We start from the raw sequence: 24,264 nt of genomic DNA on the forward strand, positions 1-24,264 counted from the left end.
GGTTATCGCTTCCTCGTAAAGTTAGCCACCGAGGTGTTCGTGAGCACGGCGAAGAGCAGCATGGCGCCGAGGAAGAACTTGAACCAGTCGGGGTTCCAGCCGGCGTACACGATGCCCTGGTTGGTCATGCCGAAGATAAGCGCGCCGATGGCGGTGCCCACCGCAGTACCGCGCCCGCCGGTCATGGAACAACCGCCGATGACCGCGGCGATGATGTAGAGGAACTCGTTACCAATGCCCTGGCCGGCCTGGATGGAGTCGAAGGCAAAGAGGGTGTGCATGCCCACGAACCACGCCGCGAAGCCGACGAGCATGAACAGCGCCACCTTGACGCGGCGCACGGGAACGCCGACGGCGCGGGCGGCTTCATCGTCGCCACCAACGGCGAAGATCCAGTTACCCCAGCGCGTCTTGTAGAGCACCCACGAGGCGATGGCGACGAAGAGGATCCACCAGATAACGGTGGCGCGGATACTCAAGCTGCCGATGTGGATGGTGCCGGAAAAAATGACGCGAGCAGAGCCGAAGCCTTCCATGTCCGAGATAGTCGGGGTGGCAACCTGGCCGGTGACCAGCTTGGTAATCGCCAGGTTGAGGCCCTGCAGCATGAGGAATGCCGCCAGCGTAATAAGGAAGGAATCGATCTTGGTGCGCACCACGAGGAAGCCGTTGAGCGCACCGATGGCCAGTGCGGTGATGAGGGACAGCCCCACGCCCACCCACGAGTTTAGGTGGAAGTTGTAGTTGAGCATGGTGGCCACGAGCGCCGCGGAGGTCACCGCTACGCCGGAGGATAGATCAAACTCATTACCAATCATGAGCAGGCCCACCGCTAGGGCCACAATGCCCAGCGTGGAGCTGGCGTAGAGCACCGTGGAGAAGGCCTCCACTGAGCGGAAGGCGGGCGCCACGATCATGAAGAGGACGAAGATGACCACCGCGCCGAGCAAGCTGGCTAGCTCTGGGCGGCGGATGAGCCGCGCGAAGCCGCTGCGGCGGGTCAGGCGGGTATCGGAGGGGCTAGATAGCGCCTCGTCTGATGCAGTAGCGCTGTCGCTCATCGCAGACCTGCCTTAGCGGATTCGGAGATGATGTCCACGTTGGTGGAATCCACGAAGGAGGGACCGGTGTACACGGGGCGGCCGCCGCCCATCGTGGAACCGTTGCGGTGTGCCAACCACAGCGAGTCCACGGCGAGGTAGCCCTGCATATAGGGCTGCTGATCGACGGCCCACTCGATGCGGTTGTCCGCGATGGCTCCGACAAGCTCGGCGTTGGTGTCGAACGTGGAGACCTTGGCCTTGGAGGAGGCGTCGGCAACCGCGTCGGCGGAGCGCATAGCCACGGAGGCCTGCAGCGCCATGATCCAATCGATGGAAGGATCCTGGCTCAGCTTCGCGTTAATGGTGGACTGCGCGGAGGTCAGATCCTTGCCGTTGACGTAGAGGATCTCCACCTTGCCGTTGTCCAGGCCGTCCTTCACGCCGGCGCAGCGCGACTCCTGAGAAGAGTTGCCTTGCTCGTGGATGACGCACAGAACGTGCTTGGCGCCATCGTCCTTGAGGCGCTCACCGGCCTTGGTGCCGGCGACCTTTTCCTCTTGGCCGAAGAAGGCGCTCATGCCGTACTTCTGGTAATCATCCATGCCGGCGTTAAGCCCCACGGTGGGGATGCCGGAATCCGCAGCTTTCTTGGCCACAGGGCCAATCGCCCCAGAGTTAGGCATGGTCACGGCGATGCCGTCCACGCCGGAATCGATGGCGGACTGCACCAAGTTAGCCTGGTTGGGCGCTTCCGGGTCGGAGGAGTAGCGCAGCTCGATGTTGTCCTTGCGGGCGGCATCCTCCGCACCTTTGCGCACGAGGTCCCAGTACGTATCTCCCGGCGCGCCGTGGGAAATCATGGCGACGACAAGACGCTCGGTGTCGACGCCACCGGCTAGCTCACCGTCAGCTTCGGGACGGGGAGCACCACCGGTGGCGGAGCAGGCGGCAAGAAGGGTGGCAGCGGCTACCGAAATAAGGCCTAGTAGTGGCTTCTTAGCTTTATTCACCCTTGCATGGTGCCCCAGATTGGGGGACTTCTCCAACCCGTCTGACCTGCTTCTTTATCGTTCCAGAGGGTGCACGCTGGGGATACTCTAGCGCCCGCTACCCCCGTTGTGTTGTGTTTCCTCCCTCCGGATCCAGGGTGCCTCCGCGCAAGCGCGCGGACTCGCTCAGCAGCACTGCGGCTTCGCGTTCTGCTACCTCGGCGGCTGTGCCCTCCCCCAGGTTTCGGTTCACCGGCCGCTCGTACAGCGCTGTTCCATCGCGCATGGCTTTTTCCAGGCGCCGCAGACCACGCCGCTCGCGATCGGTAGCGGCTGAGCGCCAGGCTTCGGCCTCGACCTCACCCCGCTCACGCACCAGCGCGGCATAAAACGCACCGGGGTGCACGAGCGCAATGAGGGCGGATACGTGACCGAAGCCCAGCGAGGTCACCAAGCCGGCCTTCGGCGGGGTGCGGCGCAGGTCCAACGGTTGGCGCAGCCACACCAGGTGCGGGTGGCGGCGCAGCGCGGGGTCGACGCAGTCGAGCGAACGGTTCGGTGGGAGGACTCCACTACGCAGCGCCTGAGTCAGACCGACGAGCTGGAAGGCTGCGGCACCGCCCTTGGCGTGCCCGGTCAGGCTCTTCTGCGAAACCACATACAGCGGGTTGCCGGGGCTGCGGCCGAGGGCTGCGGCGATGCGCTCGTGCAGGTCAGATTCGTTGGGGTCGTTGGCGTTGGTGGACGTATCGTGCTTCGACACCACCGCAATATCGTCCGCGCCCACGCCGAGGGCCTTCAGCGAGCGGGCCAGGCGGGAGTTTGTGCCGCCCCGCGCTGCTGAGAGTGCACCCATGCCCGGCGCGGGGATGGAGGTGTGCGCGCCGTCGGCGAAGGACTCGGCAAAGCCCACCACGCCGAGGACCGGCAGCCCCATCTGTGCCGCAAAGGTTCCCCGCGCAAGCAGGATGGTTCCACCGCCTTCGGATTCCACGAAGCCGGCGCGGCGGCGGTCGTTAGCGCGGGAGAAGAAGCGGTGCTCAATCCCCTTCGCCGCCATCTCGGCACTATCGGCCGTGGCCGCCATGTCACCAAAGCCGGTAATCCCCTCGATGGACAGGGCGTCAACGCCTCCGGCCACCACGAAATCGGCCTTGTGCAGGCGCAGCTTGTCGACGCCCTCCTCCACCGACACCGCCGCCGTGGCACAGGCGGCCACGGGGTGCACCATCTGGCCATAGCCGCCGACATAGGACTGCATCACGTGCGCGGCAATGACGTTGGGCAGCGCTTCCTGCAGGATGTCATTGGGGCGCGGCTGGCCCAACAGCTTATCGACGTACAGCGAGCGCAACGCCTCCTGGCCCGCCATGCCGGTTCCCTGGGTGGAGCTCACACGCGCCGGGTGGACGTGGGCCAAGAGCTCGGCCGGGCTAAAGCCTGCGGAGAGGAAGGCATCCACGGTGCACACCAAGTTCCACAGGGCGAGGCGGTCGAGGTTATCCACCATGTCCGCGGGGATGCCGTAGACCTGTGGGTCGAAGCCCTGCGGTATCTGGCCGCCGACAAAGCGGGTCATGGCCACGCGCCGCGGAACCCGCACCGCGGAGCCGGCGGGCCGGGTGACCTGCCATTCGACCTCACCTGTCGCGCCATCGACGCGGCGCAGCGTGGCTCCCTCGCAGCTATCGACGAAACTGCGCGCTGTCGCCTCATCCCCCACGGTGAAGCTCAGCGGCTTCTCCAAGTAGATGGTGGTCAGCTCGGGCGCGAGGTTATCCACCATAGGCAGGTGCGGGCCGAAGTCATCGTGGAAGCGGCGCACGCCAATCCCGGCGAGGACCTCGTCGTGGAAGCGCGCGTAGACGTCTTCCTCCGCTATCTCCTCCCCTTCGACTGTCAGCCAGCCGGCCGTGCGCTCATCCCACCTGATGAGCCCGCGGCTCCACGCCAGCTCCAGCACTCCGGCGGCGGACAGGTCTCCGCCGACCTCCGCCTCATAGCGAGTGCGCGATGAGCCCAGCGGGCCCAGCTCGCCCGCGCCGACGATGACCACCATGTCCTCGAGAGTCTGCGTTACCCCACTGAAGTCGGGGCTGGTCCACTTTGCAGGCTTCAACACATTCGGCAGGGCCTTCGCCGTTCGCGGAGCCTTCTCTTCGCCCGATCTAGCAGCTGCGCTCGATGCATCTGCATCCTCTGACTGTGAATCCCGGGCAAGCGCGGCTAGGTCTAGCTCGGCCTCGGCCAGCCCGCCAGTGAGGTCAACGCTCAGCGGTGAGGACGCCGCCTGGGCGCGGATGTCGGGGGAGGCGGTGGCGTCGAGAAGCTGCACCGCCATCTCCTTCGCCGAGAAGGTCCGCACGCCGCGGGCCTCCACCTGCGCAACCAGCGGATCGTTGCCGCCCATCAGGCCGGTGCCGCGCACCCACCCGATGTGGGCGTGTACCAGCGAGGTGCGCGCTCCCCAGCTGGATTGCTCGGAAGACCAGCGGTTGACCAAGGCATCGAGGGCGGCCTTAGCCTCGCCATATGCGCCATCGCCGCCGAAGCGCCCGCGGTTGGGTGAGCCCGGCAGCACCACGTGTAACCGGTGGCCCACGTGGGTATCCGCGCCCACGGCGGAGAGCGCCGCAATGAGTTTTTCTACCGACCACAGCAGCAGACGCATCTGGGACTCCGCCCCCGCACCGGCATCCTGGAGGGTACCGGTAACGCGCGGCGCGGCGAAGGGCAAGAGCAGGTCCGGCACGTAGGCCGGCTTCAGTTGCACGGACTCGCCACCTACGGTGGCGGTGTGCTCCGCCGCAATCCATTCCACGAGCGCATCCACGTCCGCGAAGGAATTAAGGTTCGCTGGAACCACCCACAGTGCTGCCGCGCCGACGGCACGGCTGCGATAGAGCTCCTTATAAATCTCCAAGCGCTCGTGGCTTAGCTGGGAGGTCGTCGCAATCACGGTCGCTCCTTCCGCGAGCAGCTCGCCGATGAGCTCGGCGGCAATCGAACCTGGCGAGCCACCCGTCACCACAGCCACCTGCCCGTCGAAGAGCAACCCGTCGGCCGGGGTGCGGGCATCGCGGGCTAGGTCCTCATAGCCGAAGTGCTCGGCCAGGAGCGCAACCTCCTCGCCGGCGCCCAGCACGTCCAGCTCGGGTTCTGCTTCCCCGGCAGCCGCCGCGCGGGCGATGTCCTCGCGGGCGCTGGCCCAGCGGTCATCGAGAAGCACTGCCTTGCGAGCATCAAAAGCGGGGGCGACGCGCTGCTGCCAGTCCGGGCCGAGCTCCGCTGCAACGAGCTGCTCCAGCTCCGTGTGCACGGTGTCCTCAACCTGCTCAGTCGGGGCCTCCTCGCGCCCCAAGGCGGCGAGTGCCGCGCGGGCGGAGTCCTCCAGCGCCGCTTCAAGGCGCTCGGTATAAGTGCGCACCGCCTCCGGGTCCACGGTCTCGTGTGGCGTTGCTGCTACGGCCTTGTGCAGCGAGACTCCTTCGCGCTCGCCGGCGGCGCGCACGGCGGCGTCGATGAGCGCATCGAGCTCAGCCGCCGATGCCACGCCGGTCATGGGCAGACTAGCCAGCTCTCCGCCGCGCAGCGAGGATCCTTCGCGCGTGCCCAGGACCAGCTGTGTAATAGCGCGATCGGCCCAGCCCGGGCCCAATCCCCAGGTACTGCTCACGCGCTCGGCCACGTAGCTCGGTTTCTTGCCCGCGGGCCCGGTCAGCCGGGTGAGAGCCTGCGCGACGTGCTCCGCGAGGACCTCCCCAAACGTTGCGTAGCCCGGCGCGCGCTGCGCCACGCTCTCCGCCAGCTGCGGGATGGGTGCGTCCGCGGCATTCTCGATGGCGCTGATACCAAACTCCACGCCGAGGTCAACGAGCAGCTGGTTGCGGCGGGAGGACACTCCTTCCACGAGGGTTTCGATGGAATCGGTCGCGGCCATCTGATCGGGGCGGACCTTCGTCCACAGCGCAATGAGCATCTCAAGAGCCTGGTGCACGCTGAGCGGAAGATCCTCGACGGCGGCTGGGGCCTCCTCGCGCGGGGCGTGCACTGTTTCTTGCTGGTGTGCGCTCTCGGATGGCTGCCTCGACTCAGGCTCTTCCATCTGTGCTTCGACGGTGTTTGCAGAACCCTGCGCTGCTGACTCGGGTACCGGCTCGGCGTCTTCGGCAAAGACTCGCCCGCGGTCGCGCTCGTAGTTGAGCACCTCGATGTTTGTGCTGCCCGCATACTGGGGAAGCCGCAGGGTTTGGCCCAACATGTTGGTCAGCGTGGGCGCGGTGCCAACGCCAACCTCGATGAAACGCTCCACGCCGAGCTGACCAAGGAGCAGGTCCTGGGTCTCTATCCAGCGCACCGGGGAGGCAAACTGCCAGGCCAAAAGCTCGATAAGCAGGGTTCGACCAAGACGCGCCGGGCTCGCCATGGCACCATCGAAGTCCGCCAGGATCTCTGCGATAGGCTCCGAGTCCACCACTTCTGCGATGGACTCCACGAACTCGCGGCTCAGCGCGAAGGGCCGCGCTACGAGGTTAGGAATATAGCGCCCCACCAGCACGTCGAGGTTGGTCTCTTCAGGGATGAGTGCGTCGAGGTGCGCGCGGAAATCCGCCACGCCGCCCACTAAGCGGGAGGAGTGGAAGGGCACGTCAATCCCCGGGATGGGGATGACGGCACGTTGCCCAGGGGCGCGCCGCTCGGCGTCGCTCGCCAGCGCATCCAGCCCCGCCTTCGTCCCGGCGACCGCGTATTGGCGCCCGGCAATATTGTGGTTGACCACCTCAAGGAACTCGCCGGTCTCTGCGGCCACACGGGCGACATGGGCGAAGGCCTCGCTCGCGCTCATCCCCATCTTGTGCGGGCGCAGCGCCGCCAAACCATAGAGCGACTGGCCTGCGGAATCGCGCTCGACCAGACGGTGCATGGTCAGGCCGCGGACATAAACAATGTCCAGGACCGCCTCCAAGGACAGGACCTCGGCATAAGCGGCTAGGGCGTTGTACTCGCCCACCGAGTGGCCCGCGAAGAAAGCACCGTGCTCGAGGACCCCGGATTCCTTGAGTGCCGCGATCTGTGCGCAGCCGAGCGTCGCCATGGCCACCTGCGTGAACTGCGTCAGATAAAGCACGCCTTCCGGGTGGGTGAAGGTCTCACCATCCACCACCACGGTGTCGGGGTTGTGGCGGACGATCTCCAGGATGGAAAAGCCCAAGCCTTGCCGCGTGTGCTGGTCCGCACGCTCCCACACGGCGCGCGCCGCTGCGGACTCCGCATAGTCCTTCATCCCCATCCCCGGGGATTGAATGCCTTGGCCGGGGAAGGCGTAGAAGGTGGTGGGACTGCTCATCGTCGCTCGCGCTTGCAGCACCGGAACGCCCTGGCTGGTGGCGGTCACGCTGCGGACCTCGCCGTAGCCGCCGCGCTTGTCGACGCCCACCCGTTCCACCTCGAACTCCACCTCACTGCCCGGCAGCACGGGTGCAAGCCAGGTAGCGGACCACTCGAGAACGCGAGCGCCGTCGAAAGCCGCGGCTGCTTGCGCCAGCGCCGAGGTCCACATGCCGTGGACGATGGGGCCTTCACGGTGCCCCGCCAATGCCGCTGCGTTCGATGACAGGTGGATGGGGTTCCTATCCCCCGTGACCACGGCGAAGGGGCGCAAGGATTCCGGTGCCACAGCGCTGGTGCGGTGGCGGAAGGAGCGCGGTGTCTCACGGAAGGACGGCTCTGCGCTGTTTTCTTGCGAGCCTTGAGCTGTGGCGCCCGCGGTCTCGAGCGGGGCATCACCGCGCCGCCCGGTAATAAGGAAGCGCTCGTGCAACTGCGCAAATTCGCGCTCGCCGCCGCCTACCGCGGCGGCGACAGCAACGCTCACGTCGATGAGGCGCCCCGAGGGCGTATCGCGAACGTCTTTCAGTGCTGCGGTGTAGTTCAGTGCCAAGGGCTCGCAGCCCAGGGCGGCGCTGCTGCGAAGCAGCTCCCAGGTGTCTGACTTGAGGCTCAGCGAATGCTCAAGGTGGACGAGGTCAAGGAAGCCCTCCACCACCGGCTCCCCGGACTCTGTGTGGGCACTGGCCAGGACGGCGAAGAGCGCCGGCCAGGCGCGGCCAACGAGGATATCGGGCGAGACAGCAGCGCTCATTTCCCCGCTCGTCACCGCACCATAGTGGGCAATGTCGGTGGCGCTGAGGTGAGCGCTGATTGTTGCGGCCCCCGAATCAACCTCAGGTAGGTCACCGCCGAGGGCCTGGCGCAGCAGATCCCGCATGGCGGATTCAGCATCCTCGACCTTAACGAGTGGTGAGGCACCCGGAACGCGCGGCGGAGTGATGCGAACGCGCAGCTCAGCTCCGGAGTGAAAAGGAACGGTCAACCACATGGTGTCGTCGACCGCAGTGTCCAGCTCGGCCCCATCAAGCCCAAGACGCAGGGGGTTGGGCTGCTCGCGCCCCGCCCAATTTAGGCCCGGGGCTCGGCGGATGAGCTCTTCATTACTTAAGACAGGCTCCTCGCTGGAGTCGTCGAGAAGCGCAAGCGCCGCCTGCTCGAAGCGGCCTAGTATCTGTGCCACCGGTTCGTTGGCCTGCTCGATTCCCTCAACAGCCGCCGTGCCGGGGATGATGCAGACCTCGTCGGCCTCGTAATGCTCATCGTGAGCCTGCCACAAGGTGTCGCGGCGCCAGCGGCGGCGTACGTCGGAATCAATGACCGGCACAAAGTTTGCGGGTTTGCCCGGTCCATCCACGAGCTGAATGAACCACGCGGCATCGGTCGGGTGCAGCGCGGCGTCACCGTAGATTTCGGTTAGCTGAGCAATTGCCTCAGCCGGGTTCTCGCGGTCAACCTCAACGCATAGCGCAATCTCGCCGTGATCGGTCGGGTGAAGTCGGGATTCGGCGCGAGCCGCCATGCGCGTGAATCGGCTTAACCAGGATTCATCGACCCAGCCATCCAGGTAGGACAGCTCGAGGTAGCGCTGCAGCCACTCGGAATAGGACATCTCATCGAGGTCGCCGAAGTAGGGCTTGCACGTGCGCCCGATGGCTTCAATGATCTCCGCGCGGTGTGCTTCCACGGCCGCGGCATCGCCGGCCACCTCATCGAGGAGGCGCCCGGCGCGGGCAAAGGAATTGTCCAGCTCATGGATGTCCGCACCCAGGTCCGAGCGGCCCGACACAACACCCCTACTGTGCGCGGCAACGAGCGCCTGTTTTACCGGCTCGGATGCGGTGGATTCTCTCGCCGCCATGGCAGCGGTGCCCACCATGATGGCATCGACGGGGGCTGCGGGCAGGCCGAAGCGCTGCGCCCACGTACCAAGCAGGTACTCCGCGCCACGCGCCGGGGTGCCGATTCCCCCGCCAACGGCGAGGAGAATATTGTCGCGCTCACGGATCCGCGCGTAAGTAGCAACGAGGACCTCATCGAGACCTTCTAAGGAGTGGTGGCCACCGGCCGCGCTACCTTCCAGTTGCATGATGATGGTGGTCTCGGGGAGAGCATCGGCAATACGGAGTACCTCCTCCACCTGCGCCGAAGTTCCCGGTTTGAAGGCGACCCAGGGGATGTTCTTGGCGTGGAGCTTCTCCACCAGCTCCACGGCCTCCTCCACGGGCGGAATGCCAGCGGAAATCACCACTCCGTTGATGGGTGCTCCTGCTGCGCGTGCTCGCAGAATCGAGTTCGGCCCCTCGATCTGGCGACGCCACTGGGAAGCCGCGAGGTACAGCGCGTTGAACTGGGCATTCACCCCGGGCTGCAGCATCCGGCCCAGGGTATGCAGGTTCTCCTTCAGGATGCCATCGGTGTGCTGTCCCCCGCCGGCCAGCTCCGCCCAGTGCCCGGCATTGGCGGCTGCGGCTACGATGCCTGGGTCCACCGTGGTGGGGGTCATCCCGGGGAGCATGACTGGTGAGTAGCCGGTGGCCCGTGTAAAGGCAGTCGCCAGACGCCCGTTTTCAACGCGCGGTGTCCACTCGGACCACGCGCGGGGCAGAGACGGTGCGCGGCCCGGCTCCACGAGCTGGGCCAGTCCCTCCGCTGCCCCTATGGCAAGCGTGCCCACGCTGCGTCCAGCAACAATGTCCCGCGTCAACGGCTCCACCCCGCGGGAAGGCCCCACTTCTAATATCCAGCGAGCCCCGGCTTCGAGCGCCGAGTCAATGCGCTCGGGCCAGTCCACGTAGTCCGTGAGCACTGCGCGCGCGAGCTGCGCGGTGGACTCTGGCTCCAAGCCAATTCGCCCCGCCCAGCTTTCTACCTGATCCACCGCACACTGCATGGTGGGATGGTGGAATGCGGCTGAAACCTCAAGGTCGGTGACAACGACGGCGGCTGACTCTTTTTCCGCTCCTTCTGTAAGGGCCGAGCTCTCCTGCAGCACGGCCTTCACCCGGGAAAGCTCAGCCGGTGTTCCGACGATGACGAAGCGCCCACGGCCGTTGTCGAGCCCGATGTGTGCTCCGACTTCGCGCAGTTGCTGTCTCGTCGCGCCCGTCACCGCCGCCATGGGCGCGCCCTGCGGGGTGCGTATGAGCCCAGCGCTGCGCGCGGTAGTCGTCATGGCTGCACCGATGAGGCGTGCCAGCGCCAGGGCCTCCGCTGGTCTCATGCGCTTCTCCACCACCGCTGCGGCGAGTACGCCTTGGGAGTGACCAATGCTGGTGACGGCGTCGTCGAGTTCTACTCCGTGCGCGCGCAAGCATTCGAGTACGGCCAGCTGAGCGGTGAGAATGCCGGGGGTGGAAAGCGAGGCGTCGGCAAGCGCGTGCGCCCACGCAGGCTCCTCGTCCGCCCAGGCCAGAGGGTCAAAACCGCGTGGCGCGGCGGGCACAAGCTCGTCCTCCAGCGGAGCGAGGAGTTCTTCTGCCTCGGCGAGGTACTCAGCCAGTTGCGGTCGCACGCCGGCAGCGAGGGCACTGCGCAGCGTCGGCAGCCAGGCATAGCCTTGCCCGGAGAAAAAGAGTGCGAAAAGCTCGGCGTCTAGGCGCGCGGACAAAGGCACAGAGACGTGGAAATCAGACACCTGCGCTACTCCCCCAAAGTGCGCGCAACAAGCTGCGCGGCCTCATCGAGGGAAGGATGCGATGTCGGCTCCGGCATACCGCAAAAGACCTGGCAGGCGTGATCCGGGATGACCTCCGCCGAGCGCGTAAGGCCGCGCTCGGCGAGGTAGTCGTCAAAGAACATATCGATACTCATACCGTGTGCCGATTCTACCTACTAGGATCAATGCGTCATGGCCTCTCGTACCCCGTTCTTCATCGCCGCGCTGCTCAACGCCGCGGTGGCTGTGCTCGTGGCGATCGGCCTGCTCCTTCCCTCCCCGGCTGCTCCCCCAGCGGCGGGGCCGAGTGCTTCCACAACAACAGCGGCGCCCACACAAGAAGCCCCCACAGAAGAACACTCCGACGAAGCCACGCCCCCGCCAGACATTGCGCCGGGCATAGCCGAAGCGCTCGCCGCCCTAGATTCTCTGAAGGTCAAGGGCCGCGCTCCCATGACCGACTATGAGCGTGAGGAATTCGGCCAGGCTTGGTCCGATGACGTCTCGGTGGAGTTTGGCCACAACGGCTGCGATACCCGCAACGATATCCTCCGCAGGGACTTGGATCCGGAGAGCCTCGTGCTCAAGGAAGGCACCCACGACTGTGTGGCGCTCGCCGGCACCTTGCATGATCCTTATTCGGGCCAGGACATTGAGTTTCAGCGCGGGGTGCAGACCTCGAGTGCAGTGCAGATCGATCACGTTGTGGCGCTGGCCGACGCCTGGCAGAAAGGCGCCCAGCAATGGTCACCCGAGAAGCGCCGCAACTTTGCCAATGATCCCCGCAATCTCCTTGCCGTCGATGGTCCTCTCAACCAGCAGAAAGGCGCTGGCGATGCCGCCACGTGGCTGCCGCCCAACAAAGGTTTTCGCTGTGAGTATGCGCGTCGCATCGTCGAGGTAAAAGCAGTCTATGAAATCTGGGTCACGGAGGCAGAAAAAGATGCGCTAAGCCGGCTCCTGCATGCTTGCTGAGCGTTCCTTACCCCTTATCTATTCAGCACAATCCCCCTGCACACTACCCCCAAACTATGCGCATATTATTCACTCCCACCCAGGCAATCAGGCACGATTTGTGAGCCCAAAGAAGCTCTCAGTCCCTGCACCGACACTCCCCTGCTTGCAGATTTCTATAGGCCAATTAATATGTAATTAATACAAAGTTTTCACACGCGGGGAGTACCCCCATGAAACAAAAACAATCATTATTCCTCTCCTGTCTCACATTTCTTTTAATATGTGACACAGCACCTAGCCTGAGGTCTAGGTCACATGAGTGCCGTTAACTCTTATCGGCCGCCATACTCACCGAATCTGCCGAGACAAACCCTGCGAAGGAATAGTGATGTTCAAGTACATCATCAAGAAGACCGCCAGCTGGCTGGTAGTCATCTTCCTCGCGACTAATATCGCGTATCTCCTGGCCGCAACCTTCCTTGATCCCCGATCAAATTATGTCGGCCGCAACCCACCACTCGAGCCGGAAGAAATCGGCCGCATCCTCACTCCGCTCGGACTCAATCCTGAGACCCCGCTTATTGAGCGCTGGTGGGGCTGGCTCTCTAACATTCTCTTCCACTGGGACTGGGGTACCTCCCCTCTCGGCGACCCGGTCAGCGCGCAAATCGCTCACCGCGCGCTCGTCTCGGCGCAGCTGCTGCTCGTCGCCACAATCCTCTCCGTCATCATCGGCGTTGGCCTCGGTGTCTACACCGCTTCCCGCCAATACAAAGCGGCTGACCGCTTCTGGCAGGGTGTTTCCATCATCACGATGAACACCCACGTGGTCGTCGCCTCCATTCTGGTTGTTGCCGGTGGCCTGTGGATCAACCGCGTCACCGGCCACCGCGTGGTTTATGTGACGGGCGCGTCCAGCCTCGGCGTCGAGGGCTTCTTCCCCAAACTTCTGGATATGGCGCAGCACCTCATCCTGCCGTCCATTTCCCTCATCATCATCAGTTACGCCGGGTATCACATGATGCAGCGCACCTTGCTGCTGGATAACCTGAACGCCGATTATGTGCGCACCGCCCGCGCCAAGGGCCTGACCCGTGCGCAGGCTATTCGCAAGCACGCCCTGCGCACCTCCATCATCCCGGTTGCGACCTCCGTGGCTTTCTCCGTTCCCGGCATCTTCACCGGCGCCATCATGACGGAAACCATCTTCGCATGGAAGGGCATGGGCCAGTACTTCATCGAAACCATCAGCCGCAACGACGTCAACGGCACCACCGCCGTCGCCGCCTTCGGTGCCGTCATGATTGCCTTCTCCGCAATTCTGGCTGACCTCGTCGTCGTAGCCCTCGATCCGCGAGTAAGGGTGAGCTAAATGTCTCCAGAAAAGAAATCCACGTCGCCGCGCTCGGAAGCGCGCCAGCCGCAGCGCCACCGCCGCAACGATCTCGCCATCGACTCCGCTGCTGACAACCTCGGCGTGCGCCCGCATACCGCCACCGCTGACTTTTCACCGCAGACCGAACCCAGCGCACAGTCCGCGCTTGGTTCTGGCGTTGATGTCGATGACGCACAGCGCAAGCAATACTCCAGCAGCGATTTCCGCGGCACCTCAAAGCTCAAGCTGTACGTTCGCCGCTTCTTCCGCAACAAGGCGGCTGCTATCGGACTCGTCATCTTCGTGCTGCTCGCGCTCTTGTCCATTTTCGGAAGTTTCCTCACCCCGTGGGCTTTCGATGAGCCGGACTTCTTCAACCTCTCCACCGGTCCTTCCTCTGAGCACTGGTTCGGCACGACTGACTCCGGTAACGACCTCTTCGCGCAGACCGTCCACGGCCTAGGCCGCTCGCTCATCATTGCGCTCATCGTGTCGCTAGCCTCCACACTGATCTCCGCCTTCATCGGCGCAGCCGCGGCCATGTACGGCGGCGCAGTGGAAAAGGTCATCCTGGCCGTCATCCACTTCCTGCTGGCCATCCCGACCTTCCTGCTCATCGCCTTGGTGGTCTCCGATTCCGGCGGCGATTGGAAGCTGCTCATCGTCGTGCTTATTGCCTTCGGCTGGATGTACCCGGCACGTGTTATCTGGGCTATGGCGCTGAGTGTGCGAGAGAACGACTACGTCCGCGCCGCGGACTACATGGGTGTTTCGCGCCTGCGCACCATCTTCCGCCACGTGGTGCCCAACATCGGCTCGCTGCTCATCATCCAAGCGGCCCTGGGCGTGGTGTCCACCATCATGTCGGAAACCGCGCTGTCCTTCTTGGGCTTGGGCGTGAAGCTTCCCGACGTCTCCTTGGGCACCCTCTTGGCCGGCGGCGCCAACGCCGTCGAGGCCTCACCCTGGCTCTTCTACTTCCCTGCAGGCATCCTCACGCTGCTGACCGTCTCCATGGCGTTCATCGCCGACGGTCTGCGCGACGCCATTGACCCCAACTCGAACTCTGGAGGCCGAGCATGACCCCGCAGAATACTGCGCATACCGCCAACGCCGTCCCGGCCAGCCGCGCCACCGGTCCCGCCGGGTCCGCCGACCCGGTCCTGTCCGTCCGCAACCTGTCCGTCACCTTCCCCTCGGAAGCTGGCTCCGTCCACGCCGTACGTGGCGTTGACTTCGATCTCATGCCGGGCCGTACCCTGGCCATTGTGGGTGAGTCCGGCTCCGGTAAGTCTGTGACCTCCCTCGCGGTTATGGGTCTGCTACCCGACTACGCCAAGGTGGAAGGCTCCGTGGTCTATGCCGGCACCGAGCTCATCGGCAAGTCCGACAAGGAGATGTCGAAGATCCGCGGCAAGGACATCGCCATGATCTTCCAGGATCCACTCTCCTCACTGACGCCGGTTTTCTCCATCGGCGACCAGCTCATCGAGGCACTCCAAACCCACCGCGATATCTCCAAGAAGGACGCCGAGAAGGAAGCCATTCGCCTGCTCGAACTCGTCGGTATCCCGGAGGCGGACAAGCGCGTGAAGTCCTTCCCGCACGAGTTCTCCGGTGGTATGCGTCAGCGCGTGGTCATCGCCATCGCCATGGCGAATAACCCGCGCGTCATCATTGCTGACGAGCCCACCACGGCCCTCGACGTCACCATCCAGGCCCAAATCCTGGAGGTGCTCAAGGTTGCGCAGCGCGAAACCGGTGCGGCCGTCATCATGATTACCCACGACATGGGCGTGGTCGCCGGCACCGCCGACGACGTTCTCGTCATGTACGCCGGACGCCCGGTGGAGCTCGGCGATGTCGACACCATCTTCAACAACCCCAAGATGCCCTATACCGTCGGGCTTCTCGGTTCCACGCCGCGCGTGGACAAGGCCACCGATGAGCCTCTCACGCCTATCGCCGGTACTCCGCCGCGCCTCATCGAGGTCGCAGCCGAATGCCCCTTCGCCGACCGTTGCCCCGTAGTGCAGTCAGAGTGCCGCACCGTGGAGCCGGAGCTGCGCGCGCTGGACGACGCCCCCAACCACTTCGCCTCCTGCCTGCGCTCCGATGAGATTAAGGACGGCACGATCGGTGGTGAACGCATGTACCCGCTGCCCACGATCTCTCCGGACTCGCTGGGTGACACACCCTATGAGAAGCGGCCAGTCACCTTGGAGGTCAAGAACCTGGTCAAGGACTTCCCGCTTATCAAGGGAGCGATTCTCAAGCGCCGCGTCGGCACCGTGCACGCGGTCAAGAACGTCAGCTTCGATGTCCACCAGGGCGAGTGCTTCGCCATCGTGGGCGAGTCCGGCTCAGGCAAGACCACGACCTTGCTGGAGATCATGGACCTCAACCCGCCAGAGGGCTCCACCATCGTGGTTAATGGCACCAATACTTCTGGTTTGAGCGCGTCTGCACGCCGCTCTCTGCGCAAGGACATCCAGATCGTCTTCCAGGACCCGATGAGTTCGCTCAACCCGCGCATGACCATCCGCGAGATCATCGCCGAGCCGCTGGAGTCGCTGGGGTACGAGGGGGACGTCGGCCAGCGCGTAGCTGAGCTGATGAAGCTCGTCGGCCTCGAATCCCACCAGGTGGACCGCTTCCCCGGACACTTCTCCGGCGGGCAGCGCCAGCGCATCGGCTTGGCCCGCGCGCTCGCCACCAACCCCTCCATCGTGGTGCTCGATGAGCCCGTCTCCGCCCTCGACGTGTCCATCCAGGCTGGCATCATCAACCTGCTGCACGATCTGAAGAACCGCCTCGGGATCTCCCTGGTCTTCGTCGCCCACGACCTGTCCGTTGTGCGCCACCTCTCCGACAAGGTCGCGGTGATGTACAAGGGCGATTTCGTGGAATACGGCCCCACCGACGAGGTCTTCGACAACCCCCAACACGCTTATACCCGCGCGCTGCTCTCCGCCATCCCGGTGCCGGACCCAGCCGTGGAACGTGACCGGGTGCGCGAGATTTACCAGCCCGCCGAAACCCCGGCTTAGCAAGACTTATAACTAAATACTCCCCGTCTCCATGTTTCCTCTCGAAAGGACACAAAAATGAACATGAAGCTCCGCAGGACCGCCCTCGCAGTGGTCACCGCCTCTGCCCTCATTCTCACCGGCTGCGCCTCCGACGGCGGCTCCGGCAGCTCCGATGGCTCCAAGGACTCCAGCAACTCCGCAGCCGGCGAGAAGCTGGACGTCAAGCTGGACGGATCCTACAACGCCAAGGACCGCTCCGAGCTCAAGCAGGGCGGCGAGCTGCGCCTGGCCATCACCGAGATCTCCCAGCAGCAGAACCCCTTCCAGGCCGACGGTACCCGCTACACCAGCGACGTCTGGAAGTTCTACAACCCGCAGATCGGTCTTTTCGACGGATCCGGCGAGTTCCACGTCAACAATGACTACATCACGGACGTCAAGGACGAGGAGAAGGACGGCAAGACCGTCGTCACCTACACCATCCACGAGAAGGCCCAGTACAACGACGGCACCCCGATTGACTGGAAGGCCTTCGAGAACACCTGGAAGTTCAACAACGGTGAGGACGAGGAGGCCAACGTCTCCTCCACCGATGGCTACGAGCTCATCGAGTCCGTCGAGCCAGGTGAGAACGACAAGCAGGCCGTCATCACCTTCAAGCAGGCATACCCCTGGTGGCAGGGTCTGTTCAACATCCTGCTCCCGCCGCAAATTGACTCCGCCAAGAAGTTCAACGAAGCCTACCTCGGTGAGGTCCACCCAGAGTGGGGCGCGGGCCCGTTCAAGGTTGAAAACGTTGACTTCCAGAGCGGCAGCGCTACCTTCGTCCCGAACGAGAAGTGGTGGGGCGATAAGCCTTTCCTGGACAAGGTGACCTACCGTCAGATGGAGGATCAGGCCTCCATCAACGCGTTCAAGGCCGGCGAGATTGACGCCACCGGCGTGGGCAACAAGGAGCGCCTGGCTGCAGTCAAGGACATGCAGGGCATTGAGATCCGCACCGCCATGGCCCCGTCCAACTCGCTCATCGTTCTCAACTCCAAGAACGAGATTCTTTCCGATGCCAAGGTCCGCGAGGCCATCATGACCGGTATCGACCGCTCCACGCTGTCCGGCATCCGCTTCAACGGCCTCAACGGCTACACCGAGGAGTTGCCGGGATCCTTCAACCTGTACCAGACCCAGGAGGGCTACGAGGACAACTTCGGGTCTGTGGTGAAGTTCGATGCCGAGAAGGCCAAGTCCCTGCTCGACGAGGCCGGCTGGAAGGAAGGCGGCGACGGCATCCGCGAGAAGGACGGCAAGAAGCTGTCCATGCGCTACACGCTGTTGGGTGATTCTTCCATCAGCAAGGCCCTGGCCACCGCCACCCAGAAGATGATGAAGGACATCGGCGTGGACCTGAAGGTGGAGGAGCGCCCGTCCGCGGACTTCTCCAAGATCACCTCCTCCTATGACTTTGATGTCTTCCCCATGGGCTTCTCCTCCGGCGATCCGTTCGGTGTGGCCTACTTCGGCCAGATTTACCGCTCCGGCTCCCAGCTCAACCGCTCCGGCACGGGTACCCCGGAGATGGACAAGAAGATCGACGAGCTCTCCCAGATCGCCGATCCAAACGAGCAGATCAAGGAAGCCAACAAGCTGGAGAAGGAAGCACTGGGTCAGTTCGGCATTATGCCGATTTACAACGGCCCGGCCATGGTGGCTACCAGCCCGGACATCGCGAACTTCGGCGCCAACTCCTTCGCCGTCATCGAGGTGGAGAACATCGGCTACACCAAGTAAGTAGCGCGCCAGGCACCGCGTCTCATTATTCGCAGTGCCTAGCCACTCCATACGCCGTGTAGGGGCAACGAAAAGAGGGCCTTCCCAAACTGCGGGAAGGCCCTCTTCGTGTGTTTTAGCTGTCTTTAGTTGTCCTTGTTGAGCTGGTTGCGCAACTGGTCAAAATAGTCGCGCGCGCTCTGCGGCTGGTTGTTGCCCTGCGGCGGGGCCGGGAAGCCGGAGAACTGACCAAAGCCCTGGCCCTGCTGTGCGTTCTGCACCTGCTCCTGTGCCTGTTGCTGGGCGCGCTGCGCCTGCTCCATCAGCTCAGCATCGCGGCGGGCACGCTCATCGCGCTCGCGGCGCTCCTGCTCCTCACGGCGGCGACGCTCAGCAGCGGCGTTCTCGCGGCTGTGCTTTGCTTCGCCGGCCGGCACCTTCGGCTTCGGGGCTTCGTTAATAGCGTTAGTGGACAGCAACGTATCGCGCATACCACCGAAGAGATCCTGCATGCCGCCCGGGTTAGACGGCATGTACAGCACATTGGTGTGGGCGCGGTCGGCTACGTCAACCATGGCGTCGAGGTACTGGGAGACCAGCATAAGGGTCTCGGGGTTCTCCTGCACGCCGGCAGCACGCAGCAGCTCATACTGCTGGGCAATACCTTCGACGATCTCCTTACGTTGGTCAGCCACACCGCGACCCTGCAGCTTCTTAGCCTCGGCCGCACCCTCGGCCTCCTTGACCACGCGGATCTTCTCGGCCTCCGCCTGGGCTACGGCTGCCTCGCGCTCACGCTGCGCCGCGTTAATGGAGTTCATGGACTCGCGCACGCGGGCATCCGGGCGAATATCGGTGACCAGGGTATTGACGAAGTTCCAGCCGTAGGCGGCCATGTTATCGCGCAGGGACATCGCCACGTTGCGGGCGATGGTGTCCTTGGAAGAGAAGGAATCATCCAGATTCATGTTTGCCACGGAGGAACGGACATTGTCCTGCACGTAGGCCACGATCTGCTGCTCGTGGTTGGACAGGGTGTAGAAGGCCTGGCGCTCGCTGCCCTGGACTACCTCATACTGCACGGCAACGGGGATCTGAACGAAGACGTTGTCCTTGGTCTTGGTTTCCACCATGACATCGAGCTGACGGATTTGCAGGCTGATCTTGGCGCGCACGCGGTCGACGTAGGGCAGCTTGAAGTGCAAGCCCGCGTGAGCAACGTTCACGAACTTACCCATCCGCTCAATGATGGCGGCTTCCTTCGTCCGGACGATGAAGAAACCGTCGAAGGCGGTGGCAATAATAAGTAGGAGAATCACGCCAATGACGATGAGACCGGCCATAGGCTTATCCTTTCTGCTCGATTTAGATTTTCCTAACCAGTGTGCCACACGGTGACCACCACCACATCTTGGGGGAGATTGCTCCCCGAACGCACTCGACGCCCGTTAACGCTCGTCAGCTGCCCGGAAGAGCTCGCCCAAAATCCCCGCGCCGTCCTCACTAATCCCATTGTGCTGGAAGCGGTTGGTCACCACTGGGCGCAAGTCGCGATAGGTCTCCGCCGTGGCTAGGGAATCCTCGAAGGGCACGAAGATATCGTCGAGGTAGATGGCGGCGGAGGCGGTAACGGGGGCGTCGGCAAGCTTGGCGGCGTCATACGGCGAGCTTGCCCACTCGTGGGCGGCGAGCTCCTCGGCAGCCTGCTTGAAGGGGCGCAGCGCCGGATCCTCATCGAATTGCCAGGGGAAGATGTGCTCGCCGGTCAGATACGTACCCTCCTCGGCGAACTCGGGGAATTCCTCCCGCACGCGGTGCGCCGCCCAGCCGGTGACAGCCTGGCCGCCCACGCCGCCGTAAATGGACTCATGGATGGCCGCGTACAGCGGGCCGGCCTGGAAGCTCACGCGGCTGCCGACGTCGTTGAGGAAGTCCGAACGCAAGCGCTTCTCACCGTTCACGGTGCGGAAAGGTTCCTCCAGCAGGTAACCCAGAGAATCGAATCCGGTACCGCGGCCCAGTTCGATGCCGATGGTGCGGAAGCGGCGCGAGGACAGTCTCTCCCCCGTCGGCAGCAGCTCCTCCGAGTTGTCCAGGTGGTGGATAATCTCCTCGACGCGAGCTTGAGCCCACGGGAACTGGGCATAGAAGCGCTCGTGGCGGACCTTGAGCTTGGCAAAGGTGGTGCGGTAGAGATCATCCGCGCCTTTGGTCAGGGTGGGCAGGCCGCCGGTAAGGAAGGCGCGCCCAATGGACTGCGGGAACATCGAAACATAGGCGGTGATGATGAAGCCGCCGAAGGATTGGCCGAAGAGATCCCAGGACTCCTCACCGAGGTGCTCGCGCAGGTGCTCGGCATCGCGCACGATATTCTCCTGCCGCAGCTGCGCCAGACGCGCAGCGCTGCGATCCTCAGCCGGGCTGAGTTCATCGATGCGGTGGCTGCGCCCGGTGCCGCGCTGGTCCATAAGTATCCAGCGGTAGCGCTCCAAGCCCTTTCCGATGAGCCCGGTGGCACCCGTCGGCCGCGGCGCCGGGAAACCCGGCCCGCCCTGGTTATAGAGCAGCGCCGGGTAATTCTCACCGCCGGGAGGGATGATTTCCCGGGCGTAAAGCTCGAACTCCCCCGCGGCGGGATTGTCATAGTCCCAGGGGACGGTGATGATGTGTTCCTTGATGGTGTGGCCGAAGCGTTTCATGCTTCTAGTAGACCACGAAACCTTCCTTGCGGAATACCTCGCGGATCTCCTCCACGTCTTCCGGCTTCGGCGGCTTCGTATCCTCCAGGGTGTACGGGTAGCCCAGCTCGTGCCACTTGTCCGCGCCCATGTTGTGGAAGGGCAGCACCTCGACGCGCTCAACGTTGCTCTTCCAGCGGGAGACAATTTTGGCTACGTTGGCGACATTCTCGGGGCCGTCGGTAAGCCCCGGCACCACCACGAAGCGGATCCAGACCGGCTTGCCTATGGCGTTGAGGCGATCCCCAAAATCGATCGTCGGCTGCAGCTCGCGGCGGGTGACCTTCTTATAGGTCTCCTCGTCACCGGACTTGACGTCGAGCAGCACCAGGTCGATATTGTCCAAGTCCTCATCGCGCAGGCGCGCGCCCAAGTAGCCCGAGGTGTCGATCGTGGTGTGGATGCCTGCATCGTGGACTTCCTTGAGCACACGCCGCGCGAAGGCGATCTGGAAGAGCGGCTCACCGCCCGAGATGGTCAGCCCACCACCGGAGGCCTTGAAGACGGGCTTGTAGCGTTTAATGCGCTTGACCACATCCTCGATGCGCTCCAAGGTGCCGACCTTCATCTCCATGGTGTCGGGGTTGTGACAATACTGGCAGCGCAACGGGCACCCGGACATAAACATGGTCATGCGGGTTCCAGGCCCATCCACGGCCGTCACCAGCTCCCAGGAGTGCACGAGCGCGACATCACCAGAACGGCGAGCCTGCATCAACTCTGGGCGGGTGTAACCGTCGAGGTCGTTGTCCGTTCCTAAACCGGCGGCGGCGCCGCGCACCTTCTCCCCTTCTTCAGGGTTGAGGTGCACGACGCCGGTAATGCCATCTGCCATTTAGGAGCCCTGGTGGAAGGTACGGGAGATGACGTCCAGCTGCTGCTCGCGGGTGAGCTTCACAAAGTTGACCGCGTAGCCGGAAACGCGGACCGTGAGGTTCGGGTACTTCTCCGGGTGCTCAACGGCGTCCTCCAGGGTGGACTTGTCCAGGACGTTGATGTTGGCGTGGTAAAGGCCCGAGTTCATGTTGTTGGCGGTGCGGTTGGCCTTCATGGAAGCGAGGCGCTCGTCGAAAGTTTTGGTTGCCATGATGTGTTCTCCTTAGGGATGGTGTGGACGTGGTCTATTCGGAATCCATGATGAAGCCGGCGTCGAGGACGCCCACCAGGTTGGTGATGCGCTCCTCCGGGGTGCGGCCCAATCCGGACGGGGTGATGGTGTTGGTCAGCGAGATGCCGTCGAGTGCATCCTTGTAGTCCAGCTTGCCTACCGACAGCATGGAGGCAACCATGCCGTGGCTATCCGCGCCGTTCTCCGGGTTTGCGCCCGGCGCGAACGGGGTGCCCGCCTCGTGGCCGGATGGGAAGGCACCGGTGGCCTTGCCGTAGACAACGTTGGAGGTAATGGTCAGCACCGACTGGGTCGGGATAGCGTTGCGGTACATCGGGATGGCCTTAATCTTCTCCATCACGGTGTGAACGATGGTGGCGGCGATGTCATCGGCGCGGTCGTCATCGTTGCCGTAGAAGGGGAAGTCACCTTCCGTCTTGTAGTCCACGATAAGACCGGTCTCATCGCGCACCGGGTAGACCTTGGCGTACTTGATGGCGGACAGCGAGTCAGCCACGATGGACAGACCGGCGATACCGCAGCCCATGGAGCGCACGATATCGGAATCGTGCAGCGCCATCTCGATCGACTCGTAGGCGTACTTGTCGTGGCAGTAGTGGATGATGTTGAGGGCCTCAACGTAGGTGCCCACAACCCAATCCAGCATCTCCTCGTACTTCTGCCAGACCTCATCGAAGTCGAGCGGTCCATCGCCCTTGATGGGCTCGTAACCGTCAACCACCTGCTTGCCGCTGACCTCGTCGCGGCCGCCGTTGATGGCATAGAGCAGGGCCTTCGCAGCGTTGACGCGGGCACCGAAGAACTGCATTTGCTTGCCGACGGCCATCGGGGACACGCAGCACGCAATTGCGGCGTCGTCGCCCCACTGCTCACGAATCTGCTTATCGGACTCGTACTGGATCGAGGAGGTCTCAATCGAGATGTGGGCGCAGAATTCCTTGTAGCCCGCCGGCAGCTGCGGATCCCAGAAGATGGTGATGTTTGGCTCCGGGGACGGGCCCAGGTTGATCAGTGTCTGCAGCAGACGGAAGGAAGTCTTGGTCACCATGTGGCGGCCATCGTCGCCAAAGCCGGCATCGGACCAGGTTGCCCAGTACGGGTCACCGGAGAAGATCTGGTCATAGTCCTCGGTGCGCAGGAAACGGACGATGCGCAGCTTGAGCACCAGCTGGTCGATGATTTCTTGGGCGTCTTCCTCGGTGATGATGCCCGCGTTCAGGTCGCGCTCGAAGTAGCAGTCGAAGAATGCGGAGAGGCGGCCGATGGACATGGCGGCGCCGTCCTGGGACTTAATGGAGGCCAGGTAGCCAAAGTAGGTCCACTGCACTGCCTCGTGGGCGGTCTTCGCGGGCTTCGAGATATCGAAGCCATAGGACTCAGCCATGACCTTGAGCTTCTTCAGAGCCTTGATCTGCTCGGCGTGCTCCTCGCGGTAGCGTGCCCAGTGCTCGGAGAAGCCGAGGTCCCCCACCGCATGCTTGGATGCTTCCTTCTCAGCAATGAGGAAGTCCACGCCGTAGAGGGCCACGCGGCGGTAGTCGCCGATGATGCGGCCGCGGCCATAGGCATCCGGCAGGCCGGTGATGATGTGGGAGGAACGCGCTGCGCGGATGCGCGGGGTGTAGATATCGAAGACTGCATCGTTGTGGGTCTTGCGGTAGCGCGTGAAGATCTTCTCGATCTCCGGGTCGGTTTCCTTACCGGCTTCCTTGATGGCCTGCTTGACCATGCGCCAACCACCGTTGGGCATCATGGCGCGCTTGAGCGGCGTATCCGTCTGCAGGCCAACGATGACGTCATCGTCCTCGGAGATGTACCCAGCCGGGAAGGCGTCGATATCGCTTGGGGTGTGGGTGTCTACGTCGAAGATGCGCTTTTGGCGCTCGACGGACAGGTAATTCTTCTCCAAATGATCCCACACGCGCTGCGTCTTCTCGGTGGGCCCAGCGAGGAAGGAGGAGTCCCCGTCATAAGGGGTGTAGTTGCGCTGGATAAAATCACGAACGTCAATGTTTTCAGTCCACGGGCCGGGCTCAAAGCCCTTCCATGCCTCGAACTGCACAGACTGTTCCGTTGCGGTGGTCACTATTTTGACTCCCTTCATAGTTCGCACGACGCGTAACACTTAGTCGCAGAAGGGCTGTGGGTGACTTCGGCTCACGGGCAATTCGGTCAACACGTATCGTCACCG

General features: G+C 63.6%; 14 protein-coding genes. 5 read left to right on the plus strand and 9 right to left on the minus strand.

Annotated elements, in window-relative coordinates; all coding sequences use genetic code 11:
• Positions 1 to 2: 2 nt before the first annotated feature.
• From HMPREF2526_RS06825 to HMPREF2526_RS13385, 4 genes are all read right to left on the minus strand, one after another.
• Positions 3 to 1,061: an ABC transporter permease gene (locus HMPREF2526_RS06825; protein ID WP_070546612.1), complete on the minus strand. Its 1,059-nt coding sequence runs from the start codon at positions 1,059 to 1,061 to the stop codon at positions 3 to 5.
• Entirely contained in the window at positions 1,058 to 2,053 is a 996-nt protein-coding gene (locus HMPREF2526_RS06830) for a substrate-binding domain-containing protein (protein WP_070546614.1), read from the minus strand. Before HMPREF2526_RS06830 ends, HMPREF2526_RS06825 begins: the two co-directional genes overlap by 4 nt.
• Before the next feature lie 97 nt (positions 2,054 to 2,150).
• Entirely contained in the window at positions 2,151 to 11,057 is an 8,907-nt protein-coding gene (locus HMPREF2526_RS06835; RefSeq protein ID WP_070546616.1) for a type I polyketide synthase, read from the minus strand.
• Between the two features lie 5 nt (positions 11,058 to 11,062).
• Positions 11,063 to 11,233 (minus strand): hypothetical protein, encoded by a 171-nt coding sequence (locus tag HMPREF2526_RS13385; RefSeq protein WP_168163154.1) that lies wholly within the window; start codon positions 11,231 to 11,233, stop codon positions 11,063 to 11,065.
• A gap of 37 nt (positions 11,234 to 11,270) precedes the next feature.
• Here HMPREF2526_RS13385 and HMPREF2526_RS06840 point away from each other — a divergent pair, with 37 nt between their 5' ends.
• From HMPREF2526_RS06840 to HMPREF2526_RS06860, 5 genes are all read left to right on the plus strand, one after another.
• Positions 11,271 to 12,053, plus strand: coding sequence for an HNH endonuclease family protein (locus tag HMPREF2526_RS06840; RefSeq protein ID WP_070546618.1), 783 nt, complete (start codon positions 11,271 to 11,273; stop codon positions 12,051 to 12,053).
• A 370-nt stretch (positions 12,054 to 12,423) separates the two neighbouring features.
• On the plus strand, positions 12,424 to 13,407 hold the full coding sequence (locus tag HMPREF2526_RS06845) for an ABC transporter permease (RefSeq protein WP_049155780.1): 984 nt from the start codon (positions 12,424 to 12,426) through the stop codon (positions 13,405 to 13,407).
• Positions 13,408 to 14,493 carry an ABC transporter permease gene (locus HMPREF2526_RS06850; RefSeq protein WP_070546619.1) on the plus strand — a complete coding sequence of 362 codons (1,086 nt, stop codon included), beginning with the start codon at positions 13,408 to 13,410 and terminating at the stop codon, positions 14,491 to 14,493. It abuts the gene before it with no gap.
• A complete protein-coding gene (locus tag HMPREF2526_RS06855; RefSeq protein WP_070546621.1) occupies positions 14,490 to 16,460 on the plus strand; it encodes an ABC transporter ATP-binding protein in 1,971 nt (656 codons plus the stop codon). The genes HMPREF2526_RS06850 and HMPREF2526_RS06855 overlap by 4 nt, the downstream gene beginning before the upstream one ends.
• A 57-nt stretch (positions 16,461 to 16,517) precedes the next feature.
• Positions 16,518 to 18,227 carry an ABC transporter family substrate-binding protein gene (locus HMPREF2526_RS06860; RefSeq protein WP_049155772.1) on the plus strand — a complete coding sequence of 570 codons (1,710 nt, stop codon included), beginning with the start codon at positions 16,518 to 16,520 and terminating at the stop codon, positions 18,225 to 18,227.
• 125 nt (positions 18,228 to 18,352) lie between these two features.
• Here HMPREF2526_RS06860 and HMPREF2526_RS06865 read toward each other — a convergent pair whose 3' ends face one another.
• The 5 genes from HMPREF2526_RS06865 to pflB form a co-directional block, all read right to left on the minus strand.
• Positions 18,353 to 19,549: an SPFH domain-containing protein gene (locus tag HMPREF2526_RS06865; RefSeq protein WP_049155768.1), complete on the minus strand. Its 1,197-nt coding sequence runs from the start codon at positions 19,547 to 19,549 to the stop codon at positions 18,353 to 18,355.
• A 105-nt stretch (positions 19,550 to 19,654) separates the two neighbouring features.
• Entirely contained in the window at positions 19,655 to 20,905 is a 1,251-nt protein-coding gene (locus HMPREF2526_RS06870; RefSeq protein ID WP_070546623.1) for an alpha/beta fold hydrolase, read from the minus strand.
• 4 nt (positions 20,906 to 20,909) lie between these two features.
• On the minus strand, positions 20,910 to 21,779 hold the full coding sequence (gene pflA / locus HMPREF2526_RS06875) for a pyruvate formate-lyase-activating protein (RefSeq protein ID WP_070546625.1): 870 nt from the start codon (positions 21,777 to 21,779) through the stop codon (positions 20,910 to 20,912).
• Complete coding sequence (gene grcA2 / locus HMPREF2526_RS06880) at positions 21,780 to 22,031, minus strand: autonomous glycyl radical cofactor GrcA2 (RefSeq protein ID WP_070509749.1); 252 nt, start codon at positions 22,029 to 22,031, stop codon at positions 21,780 to 21,782.
• A 34-nt stretch (positions 22,032 to 22,065) separates the two neighbouring features.
• Complete coding sequence (gene pflB / locus HMPREF2526_RS06885; RefSeq protein ID WP_246819877.1) at positions 22,066 to 24,177, minus strand: formate C-acetyltransferase; 2,112 nt, start codon at positions 24,175 to 24,177, stop codon at positions 22,066 to 22,068.
• Between the last annotated feature and the right edge of the window lie 87 nt (positions 24,178 to 24,264).

Origin of the sequence: Corynebacterium sp. HMSC070E08 (assembly GCF_001808895.1) — a bacterium.
GTDB classification, from domain to species: Bacteria; Actinomycetota; Actinomycetes; order Mycobacteriales; family Mycobacteriaceae; genus Corynebacterium; species Corynebacterium hiratae.

What these genes read in the sequence shown, in the direction of transcription:
- HMPREF2526_RS06865 (WP_049155768.1), bottom strand. Translation starts at nt 19,549, where the DNA reads ATGGCCGGTCTCATCGTCATTGGCGTGATTCTCCTACTTATTATTGCC.
- HMPREF2526_RS06850 (WP_070546619.1), top strand. Translation starts at nt 13,408, where the DNA reads ATGTCTCCAGAAAAGAAATCCACGTCGCCGCGCTCGGAAGCGCGCCAG.
- HMPREF2526_RS06870 (WP_070546623.1), bottom strand. Translation starts at nt 20,905, where the DNA reads ATGAAACGCTTCGGCCACACCATCAAGGAACACATCATCACCGTCCCC.
- pflB (WP_246819877.1), bottom strand. Translation starts at nt 24,177, where the DNA reads ATGAAGGGAGTCAAAATAGTGACCACCGCAACGGAACAGTCTGTGCAG.
- HMPREF2526_RS06845 (WP_049155780.1), top strand. Translation starts at nt 12,424, where the DNA reads ATGTTCAAGTACATCATCAAGAAGACCGCCAGCTGGCTGGTAGTCATC.
- grcA2 (WP_070509749.1), bottom strand. Translation starts at nt 22,031, where the DNA reads ATGGCAACCAAAACTTTCGACGAGCGCCTCGCTTCCATGAAGGCCAAC.
- HMPREF2526_RS06840 (WP_070546618.1), top strand. Translation starts at nt 11,271, where the DNA reads ATGGCCTCTCGTACCCCGTTCTTCATCGCCGCGCTGCTCAACGCCGCG.
- HMPREF2526_RS06860 (WP_049155772.1), top strand. Translation starts at nt 16,518, where the DNA reads ATGAACATGAAGCTCCGCAGGACCGCCCTCGCAGTGGTCACCGCCTCT.
- HMPREF2526_RS06855 (WP_070546621.1), top strand. Translation starts at nt 14,490, where the DNA reads ATGACCCCGCAGAATACTGCGCATACCGCCAACGCCGTCCCGGCCAGC.
- pflA (WP_070546625.1), bottom strand. Translation starts at nt 21,779, where the DNA reads ATGGCAGATGGCATTACCGGCGTCGTGCACCTCAACCCTGAAGAAGGG.
- HMPREF2526_RS06825 (WP_070546612.1), bottom strand. Translation starts at nt 1,061, where the DNA reads ATGAGCGACAGCGCTACTGCATCAGACGAGGCGCTATCTAGCCCCTCC.
- HMPREF2526_RS13385 (WP_168163154.1), bottom strand. Translation starts at nt 11,233, where the DNA reads ATGAGTATCGATATGTTCTTTGACGACTACCTCGCCGAGCGCGGCCTT.